The organism is Streptomyces thermospinosisporus (assembly GCF_039526425.1).
Taxonomy (GTDB): domain Bacteria; phylum Actinomycetota; class Actinomycetes; order Streptomycetales; family Streptomycetaceae; genus Streptomyces; species Streptomyces thermocarboxydovorans.
Map to the genome: position 1 here is coordinate 3,719 of NZ_BAAAIZ010000026.1, position 9,370 is coordinate 13,088.

5 protein-coding genes are annotated in these 9,370 nt (G+C 72.8%); all 5 read left to right on the forward strand.

Features of this window, described 5'->3' with window-relative positions; translation table 11 throughout:
• The first annotated feature begins 140 nt into the window (after positions 1-140).
• Positions 141-731: a small secreted protein gene (locus tag ABD207_RS10655; protein WP_344011935.1), complete on the forward strand. Its 591-nt coding sequence runs from the start codon at positions 141-143 to the stop codon at positions 729-731.
• Between the two features lie 358 nt (positions 732-1,089).
• Positions 1,090-2,619, forward strand: coding sequence for a DUF7059 domain-containing protein (locus ABD207_RS10660; protein WP_344011936.1), 1,530 nt, complete (start codon positions 1,090-1,092; stop codon positions 2,617-2,619).
• A gap of 290 nt (positions 2,620-2,909) precedes the next feature.
• Entirely contained in the window at positions 2,910-3,107 is a 198-nt protein-coding gene (locus tag ABD207_RS10665; protein WP_344011937.1) for a hypothetical protein, read from the forward strand.
• Between the two features lie 258 nt (positions 3,108-3,365).
• Entirely contained in the window at positions 3,366-6,212 is a 2,847-nt protein-coding gene (gene topA / locus ABD207_RS10670; protein ID WP_344011939.1) for a type I DNA topoisomerase, read from the forward strand.
• Between the two features lie 296 nt (positions 6,213-6,508).
• Positions 6,509-9,370, forward strand: a 2,862-nt coding sequence (gene tmk, locus ABD207_RS10675) for a dTMP kinase (RefSeq protein WP_344011941.1), incomplete at its 3' end; no start/stop codon positions are given.

Genomic DNA, 9,370 nt, shown 5'->3' on the forward strand with positions numbered 1-9,370 from the left:
CCGCCCGCCCGTGCTGTGCGCGGAGCGCCCGTCGCCGTGAGCCTTCTCTCGCTTGGTGCAAATGGTTATAAACGTGTCTTAAGGGATGCTTGGCCGGTAGGTGTCCCCCATGTGGCGTGTATGTTCCGGGGCCGAGAGCCATGGAAGGGACCAAACCGGTGAACAAGAAGCTCGCGGCCGCACTGTCCGGCGGTGCGGTACTGGTACTGGCGCTGACGGGATGCGGCGGCGACGACTCCAACAAGGAGCTGGACTCCTGGGCCAAGCAGGTCTGTGACGCGGTGCAGCCGCAGGCGAAGAAGATCGAGTCCGCCAACGCCGCCATCCAGAAGGAGACCTCGGACAACAGCACGCCGGAGGAGGTCCAGAAGACCGACTCCAAGGCCTTCCAGGACATGTCCGACGCGTACAAGGCGATCGGCGCCGCCGTGGAGAAGGCCGGGCCGCCGAACGTCGACGACGGCGAGAAGAAGCAGCAGAACGCGGTCAAGGAGCTCAACAGCATCTCCGCGGCCTACGCCTCCCTGCGCAAGCAGGTCGACGGCCTGGACACCGACGACCAGGCGAAGTTCGCCGACGGTCTGAAGGACATCGCCACCGAGCTGGACAAGCTCAGCAAGAGCGGCAACGACGCCCTGCGGAACCTGGAGGAGGGCGAGGTCGGCGAGGCGATGTCCCGTCAGCCCAGCTGCCAGGCGGTGACCGCCTCGGCGGGCACCTCCGGCGACTGACGAGCCTCGGCGGGCACCTCCGGCGACTGGCGAGCCTCGGCGGGCAGCTCCGGCGACTGACGAGCGAGCGGACGACCCGGCGGACGACGGAGGGACACGACCGAGGAACGGCTGAAGGACAACCGAGGGACAACCGAGGGACAACCGAGGAACGACAGCCCCGCGCCGTCCGGTCCGTGCGCGGGGCAAGCCGTGCGCGGGGCAAGCCGTGCGCGGGGCAAGCCGTGCGCGGGGCAAGCGGTGCGCGGGGCAAGCGGTGCGCGGGGCAAGCGGTGCGCGGGGCGAGCCGTGCGCGGGGCGACGGGGCGCACGCCGTGCGCGGGACGGTGGGGCGCGGGCGCCGGGGCGGGCGGCCACAATGGGGTGCGTGAGTGAAGCCGGTCTGCCGCCCCTGCCCTCGTCCGATCGACCCGATGTCGCCGCGCGACTGAGGGAGGCGCTGCTCGCTGCCTCCTTCACCGCCGACGGACTGCTCGACCTGCTCGGCGCCCCCGCGTACGCGGCGCTGGCCCGCAGTGAGACCGTCCCGGCGCTGCGCGCGACCCGCGGGGACACCCCGCTGGAGGCGCTGGTCCGGCTCTTCCTGCTGCAGCAGCCCGTGCCGCGGGCCCGCCTGGCGGACGTGCTGCCGGTCGAGCTCTGCCTGGAGAACGGCTGGCTGACCCGCGTCGGCGCGGACGAGCTCGCCGCGACCGTGGACGTACGGCCCTACGGCGGGCCGGACGGCGAGGACTGGTTCATCGTGTCCGACCTGGGCTGCGCGGTCGGCGGAGCCGGAGGGATCGGCAGCCGGGAGGAAGGGGTCGTGCTCGGCGTCGGCGGTGCGTCCACCACGCTGGCCGGCATCACGGTGCGCACCCCGGTCGCCTCCGCGCTCGACCTCGGCACCGGCTCCGGCATCCAGGCGCTGCACGCCGCCCGCCACGCCACGCGCGTCACCGCCACCGACGTCAACCCGCGGGCCCTGCACATCACCGCGCTGACCCTCGCCCTGTCCGGCGCCCCGGCGGCCGATCTGCGCGAGGGGTCGCTGTTCACCCCGGTGCGGCACGACGAGACCTTCGACCTGATCGTGTCCAACCCGCCCTTCGTGATCTCACCGGGTGCACGTCTCACCTACCGCGACGGTGGGATGAGGGGGGACGACCTGTGCCGCACCCTCGTCTCCGAGGCGGGGGACCGCCTGAACGAGGGCGGCTTCGCCCAGTTCCTCGCCAACTGGGAGCACGTGGCGGGAGAGGACTGGCAGGACCGGCTCAGGTCCTGGGTGCCGCGCGGCTGCGACGCCTGGATCGTGCAGCGCGAGGAGCAGGACGTCACCCAGTACGCGGAGCTGTGGCTGAGGGACGCGGGCGACCACCGCGGGGACCTGGCCGAGTACCAGGCGCGGTACGACGCGTGGCTGGACGAGTTCGAGGCGCGCAAGGTCAAGGCGGTCGGCTTCGGCTGGATCACGCTGCGCAAGACCGGCTCCTCGGTGCCGTCGGTCACCGTGGAGGACTGGCCGCACCCCGTCGAGCAGCCGCTCGGCGAGACGATCCGCGCGCACTTCGACCGGCTCGGCTATCTGCGCGCCCACGACGACGCGGCCCTGCTGGAGGCGGGCTTCCGGCTGGCCGACGAGGTCGTGCAGGAGCAGGTGGGACTCCCCGGCGCAGAGGACCCGGAGTATGTCGTGCTGCGCCAGAACCGCGGGATGCGCCGGGCCACCAAGGTCGACACGGTCGGCGCGGGCTTTGCGGGCGTGTGCGACGGCTCCATGAGCGCCGGCCGCATCCTCGACGCCATCGCCCAGCTCCTCGGCGAGGACCCCGTCGTCCTCCGCGACCGCACACCGGCCCAGATCCGCCTCCTGATCGAACAGGGCTTCATCGAGCCGGTGAGCTGACCCCGGCGGGCGGGTCACGGAGGGCCGGCCCGACCTCTCCGCCAGGAGGTCACCGGGCGCCTCCTCCGGCCATTTCGGCGGCCGAAACGTGCCCCTGGCGAAAACTTTCGCGCCGTTCTCGACCTCGTACCGGGCTGGCTTCCTTCTCCCCGCCCCGCTCTCCCGTTCCTCCGAGTCCTCCGAGCGTGGTCCCCGCGTGTTCACCCGGGGTTCGGCCGGGGGCTGCCCGGGGGTGGCAGGGTGCGCAGCGGTCGGCGGCGGGCGGACCGGGGAGGAGGGCTCGGGCGGTCATGGAGAGTGGGGCGGCGATCTTCGCGGGGGCGGTGTTCTGCCTGTTCGGGGCGGGGTTGCTGGCGTGGACCGTGAGCCGGGCACGGCAGCGGCGTCCGGTCGCGCACGGTGTGAGTCCCGTCGCATCCGTCGCCTGCGCCGGCCTCGCCGCGGTGATCTCTCTGGCCCTCGGGGTGTGGTGTCTCGGCCGCCTGTGAGCGGCCGCGCGAGGGGTACCGAACCGGTGTTGCGGCCGGTAACCGAAATGTTGCGCTCCGCGTTGTGGGGCGTAGGCTCCGGACACTCCGGGCGGCAGGAACGGCGGTAGTCGGGTTACCGTTCGAGTGGCCGTTGCGGGCTTTTCCCGTTTGACACGGGGGCGGGATGTACCGTCACACTCCGCAGCGTCACCATGTCCAGGCCCCGGGAGGACCCCCTGGGGAGGCCTCAGCGTCGATCCGGAGAGAAGAGCGAAGTTGTCCCCGACCAGCGAGACCGCGAAGGGCGGCCGCCGACTCGTCATCGTCGAGTCGCCTGCCAAGGCGAAGACGATCAAGGGCTATCTCGGCCCTGGCTACACCGTCGAGGCGAGCGTCGGACACATTCGCGACCTTCCCAACGGCGCCGCTGAGGTGCCCGAGAAGTACACCGGCGAGGTCCGCCGGCTCGGTGTGGACGTCGAACACGACTTCCAGCCGATCTATGTGGTCAACGCCGACAAGAAGGCCCAGGTCAAGAAGCTCAAGGACCTGCTGAAGGAGTCGGACGAACTCTTCCTCGCCACCGATGAGGACCGCGAGGGAGAGGCCATCGCCTGGCACCTCCAGGAGGTCCTCAAGCCGAAGATCCCGGTCAAGCGGATGGTGTTCCACGAGATCACCAAGGACGCGATCCAGGAGGCCGTGGCCAACCCGCGCCAGCTCAACCAGAAGCTGGTCGACGCCCAGGAGACCCGCCGCATCCTCGACCGTCTCTACGGCTACGAGGTCTCGCCGGTCCTGTGGAAGAAGGTCATGCCCCGGCTGTCCGCGGGCCGTGTCCAGTCCGTCGCCACCCGGCTCGTGGTGGAGCGGGAGCGGGAGCGCATGGCGTTCCGCAGCGCCGAGTACTGGGACCTGACCGGCACCTTCGCGACCGGCCGGCCCGGCGACGCGAGCGACCCGTCGTCGCTGGTCGCCCGCCTGCAGTCGGTCGACGGCCGGCGCATCGCCCAGGGCCGCGACTTCGACTCCCTGGGGCGGCTGAAGAGCGAGAACATCCTCCACCTCGACGAGGCGAACGCCCGCGCGCTCGCCGCCGCCCTGGAGAACACGCGGTTCTCGGTGCGGTCGGTGGAGTCCAAGCCGTACCGCCGCTCGCCGTACGCGCCGTTCCGTACGACGACGCTGCAGCAGGAGGCGAGCCGCAAGCTGGGCTTCGGCGCGAAGGCCACCATGCAGATCGCGCAGAAGCTGTACGAGAACGGCTACATCACTTACATGCGTACGGACTCGACGACCCTGAGCGACACGGCGGTCGCCGCCGCCCGTGCCCAGGTCACGCAGCTGTACGGAGCCGACTACCTGCCGCCGCAGCCGCGCACCTACGCGGCCAAGGTGAAGAACGCGCAGGAGGCGCACGAGGCGATCCGCCCCTCGGGAGACCGTTTCCGTACGCCCGCCGAGACCGGTCTCACCGGTGACCAGTTCAAGCTGTACGAGTTGATCTGGAAGCGGACCGTCGCTTCCCAGATGAAGGACGCGACCGGCAACTCCGTCACCGTGAAGATCGGCGGCACCGCCGCCGACGGCCGGGACGTCGAGTTCACCGCGTCCGGCAAGACGATCACCTTCCACGGCTTCCTCAAGGCCTACGTGGAGGGCGCCGACGACCCGAACGCCGAGCTCGACGACCGCGAGCGCCGGCTGCCGCAGGTCGCCGAAGGGGACGAGCTGACCGCCGAGGAGATCACCGCCGACGGGCACGCCACCAAGCCCCCGGCCCGCTACACCGAGGCCTCGCTGGTCAAGGAGCTGGAGGAGCGGGAGATCGGCCGCCCGTCGACGTACGCGTCGATCATCGGCACGATCCTGGACCGCGGCTATGTGTTCAAGAAGGGCACGGCCCTGGTGCCGTCCTGGCTGTCCTTCGCCGTGGTCAACCTGCTGGAGAAGCACTTCGGCCGGCTCGTCGACTACGACTTCACCGCCAGGATGGAGGACGACCTCGACCGCATCGCCCGCGGTGAGGCGCAGGCCGTGCCGTGGCTGAGGCGGTTCTACTTCGGCGAGGGCCGGGACAACGGCGGCGCCGCCGAGGCCGGCAACGGCGACGGCGACCACCTGGGCGGCCTGAAGGAGCTGGTGACCGACCTGGGCGCCATCGACGCCCGCGAGGTGTCGTCGTTCCCGGTGGGCAACGGCATCGTGGTGAGGGTCGGCCGCTACGGCCCGTACATCGAGCGCGGCGAGAAGGACAGCGAGCAGCACCAGCGGGCGGACATCCCGGCCGACCTGCCGCCGGACGAGCTGACGGTCGAGCTGGCCGAGGAGCTGCTGGCCAAGCCGAGCGGCGAGCGGGAGCTGGGCACCGACCCGGCCACCGGGCACACGATCGTCGCCAAGGACGGCCGCTACGGCCCGTACGTCACCGAGATCCTCCCCGAGGGCACCCCGAAGACCGGCAAGAACGCGGTCAAGCCGCGCACGGCCTCGCTCTTCAAGTCGATGTCCCTGGACACGGTGACGCTCGAGGACGCCCTGAAGCTGATGTCGCTGCCGCGGGTGGTCGGCGTCGACACCGACGGCCAGGAGATCACCGCGCAGAACGGCCGCTACGGCCCGTATCTGAAGAAGGGCACGGACTCGCGGTCGCTGCAGTCCGAGGAGCAGATCTTCACGATCACGCTGGAGGAGGCGCAGGCGATCTACGCCCAGCCCAAGCAGCGTGGCCGGGCGGCCGCGAAGCCGCCGCTGAAGGAGCTGGGCGAGGACCCGGTCAGCGGCAAGCCGGTCGTGGTGAAGGACGGCCGCTTCGGCCCGTACGTCACCGACGGGGAGACCAACGCGACGCTGCGCTCCGGCGACAGCGTGGAGACGATCACCCCGGAGCGGGGCTTCGAGCTGCTCGCGGAGAAGCGGGCCAAGGGACCCGCCAAGAAGACGGCGAAGAAGACCGCGAAAAAGGCGACCGCCAAGAAGACGGCGGCCAAGAAGGCCCCGGCGAAGAAGACGGCCGCGAAGAAGACCACGGCGAAGAAGACCTCGGCGGCCAAGAAGACGGCGAGCGCCTCGGCCGCGGCCAAGGACACGGCCGCGGACACGGCGGGCGGCGCGGAGGGCTGAGGCTCTCCGAGGTGGGCTGAGGCTCTTCGAGGAGGGCTGAGGCTCTTCGAGGAGGGCTGAGGCCCTTTCAGGAGCGCGGCCGGAAACCGCTGCTCCGTCCGTGGCGCGGCGCCCGCCGGGACCGTTGCTCTGTCCGTGTTGCGGTGCCCGCCGGAACGCGCTGCTCCGTCCGCGTTGCGGTGCGGTGCTTCGCCCGGGTTCGACATGCGAACGCCCCGGCAACACTTCGATGTCGGGGCGTGTGCATGTCAGGCATCCCGGCCCGGGCTGTCGGCCCGGGCCGATAGGCTGAAAGCATGACGCGAGCCGAGCAGCCAACGGCCCCTCAACCGGCCCCCGACGACGCCCTGGTCGCGGACTCCCGTGAGCGCGCTGTCCGAGCGCTGCTGCGCCGGCCGCAGCTCAGGAGGCTGTGGAGCGCGCAGCTGGTGGGCGGTGTCGGCGACACCCTCGCCCTTCTGGTGCTGGTCCTGCTCATGGTCCAGGCGGCGGTCGCCGCCGGTTCCTTCGGCGGCGGCTACCGGGGCGTGGCGTTCGCAGTGGCGACCGTTTTCGCGGTGCGCATCCTCGCCACGCTGCTGTTCGGCGCCGTGCTCCTGGGCCCGCTCACCTCGCTCACCTCGCAGGACGGCCCGCTGGACCGGCGCTGGACCATGATCGGCGCGGACGGCGTGCGGGCCGCGCTGCTGATCGTCGCGCCCCTGTGGATCGACTGGACGCCCGGCAACGCCCCGGCCGTCCTGCTCATCACCGCCTTCGTGGCGTCGGTGGCCGAGCGGTTCTGGACGGTCTGCCGCGAGAGCGCGGCCCCCGCGCTGCTGCCCGGCCCGCCCCCGGAGGGCGCATCGATCCGGCCACTGCCCGACCACATGGACGCGCTGCGCCGCCTGTCCCTGCGCACCGGCTTCGTGGCGGTGCCGCTGGCCGCGCTCACCCTCGTCGTGGCCGCGCTGCTCAACAATCTGCTGGGCACCGGCATCGCCTGGTTCGGCCAGCACCAGGCGGCCCTCGCCTCCTATGTCGCCGCCGGGCTGTTCGCCGCCTCGCTGTCCGTGCTGACCTTCCTCGAGCTGCCCGACACCCGCACGCCCCGCGCCCGGTCCCCGCTGGAGGGGCTGCGCCGGCCCAGGAGCACCACCGGAAGCGACAAGGGCCGCACCGGCGCCATACCGCTGCTGGTGTTCGCCTGCGCCTCCGTCTCCGCCGCGATCTCGGCCGCCGTCGCGGTCGCGGTGCTGCACGCCAAGGACCTGGGCGGCGGCCCCGTGCTCTACGGCCTGATGGTGGGCGCGCTGACCGGAGGCGTGGTCGTCGGCATCCGCACCGCGCCCTCCCTGCTGCCCGCCCTGTCCCGGCGCCGCCTGCTGGCGCTGGCCCTCGCCCTCACCGGCGTCGCCCTGCTCGCCGCCGGACTGGTGCCGGACGTCACCAGCGTGCTGCTGATCATGGCGCTGGCCGGCACCGGCGCGGGCGTGGCCGCCAACGCCGGGCACACGCTGCTCGACCAGGAGGCCGAGGAGCAGCGGCGCACCCGCACGACGGAGCACCTGCACGCGGTGGTGCGGGTCTTCGTGGCGCTCGGCGCGGTGACCGCCCCGGTGGTGGCCGCGGGCATCGGACCGCACCGCCTGGAGAACGGCCGGTTCGTCTTCGCGCACGGCGGGGCCGCCTTCACGCTGATGCTGGTGGGCGCGCTGCTGCTGCCGGTGGCCGCGCTGGTGCTGGCCAAGGTCGACGACCGCTCCGGGGTACCGCTCCGCCACGATCTGCGGGACGCCCTGCGCGGCGGCGACGACCCGGAGCCGCGGACCGCCTCCTCCGGCTTCTTCATCGCTCTGGAGGGCGGCGACGGCGCGGGCAAGTCCACCCAGGCCGAGGCGCTGGCCGAGTGGATCCGGGCCAAGGGCCACGAGGTGGTCCTCACCCGCGAGCCCGGTGCCACGCCGGTCGGCAAGCGGCTGCGGTCGATCCTGCTGGACGTCTCCAGCGCCGGCCTCTCGCACCGCGCGGAGGCGCTGCTCTACGCCGCCGACCGCGCCGAGCACATCGACACCGTGGTGCGCCCCGCCCTGGAGCGCGGCGCCGTGGTCATCTCCGACCGCTACATCGACTCCTCGGTCGCCTACCAGGGCGCCGGGCGGGACCTGTCGCCGACCGAGATCGCCCGGATCAACCGCTGGGCCACCGACGGGCTGGTCCCCCACCTCACCGTGCTGCTCGACGTGGCGCCCGAGACGGCGCGCGAGCGGTTCACGGAGGCACCGGACCGGCTGGAGTCCGAGCCGGCCGAGTTCCACGCCCGCGTCCGGGCCGGCTTCCTGACGCTGGCGGCCGCCGACCCCGGCCGCTACCTGGTGGTCGACGCCGGCCAGGAGCCGGAGGCGGTCACCACCGTCATCCGGCACCGCCTCGACCAGGTGCTGCCGCTGTCCGAGGCCGAGATCGCCGCCCGGGAGGAGGCGCGCCGCAAGGCCGAGGAGGAGGCCCGGCGGCGAGCCGAGGAGGAGGCGGCCCGCAAGGCCGAGGAGGAGCGCCTGGAACGCGAGCGCCAGGAGCAGCTGGCGCGGCTGCGCGCCGAGGAGGAGGAACGCAAGCGGCGCGAGCTGGAGGAGGCCCAGCGGCGCGAGGCCGAACGGCAGGCCGAGGAGGCCCGCAGGCGCGCCGAGGAGGCCCGCCGCCGGGCGGAGGAGGAGCGTCAGCGGCTCCTCGCCGAGGAGAAGGCCCGGGCGGAGGAGGAGGCCCGGCGCAAGGCCGAGGAGGAACGCCGCCGCAAGCAGGCCGAGGAGGAGGCCCGGCTGCGCGCCGAGGCCGAGGCCCAGCGCCGGGAGAAGCAGCGCAAGGCCGAGGAGGCTTTGCAGCGGGCCGAGGAGGCCCGGCGTCTCGCCGAGGCGGCTGCCGCCGCGGCCCAGGCGGGCCCGCAGAACCCGGCCGCCGGCGCCGCACCCGCGGCGGGAGCTCCCGACACCTCGAGCAGCGGTGCCTCGGACGCCACGACCGTCCTCCGGAAGGTGCCGGAGGAGCGGGAGAACGGGGAATCCGGCGGTGCCCCCGAGGCCGAGACGACCGCGCAGCTGCCCAAGCCGTCCGTCCCGCCGGGGGCGGCCGACGAGACGGCCGTGCTCCCGCCGGTCGGCACGGGTGCCGGTGCCGGTGAGGAG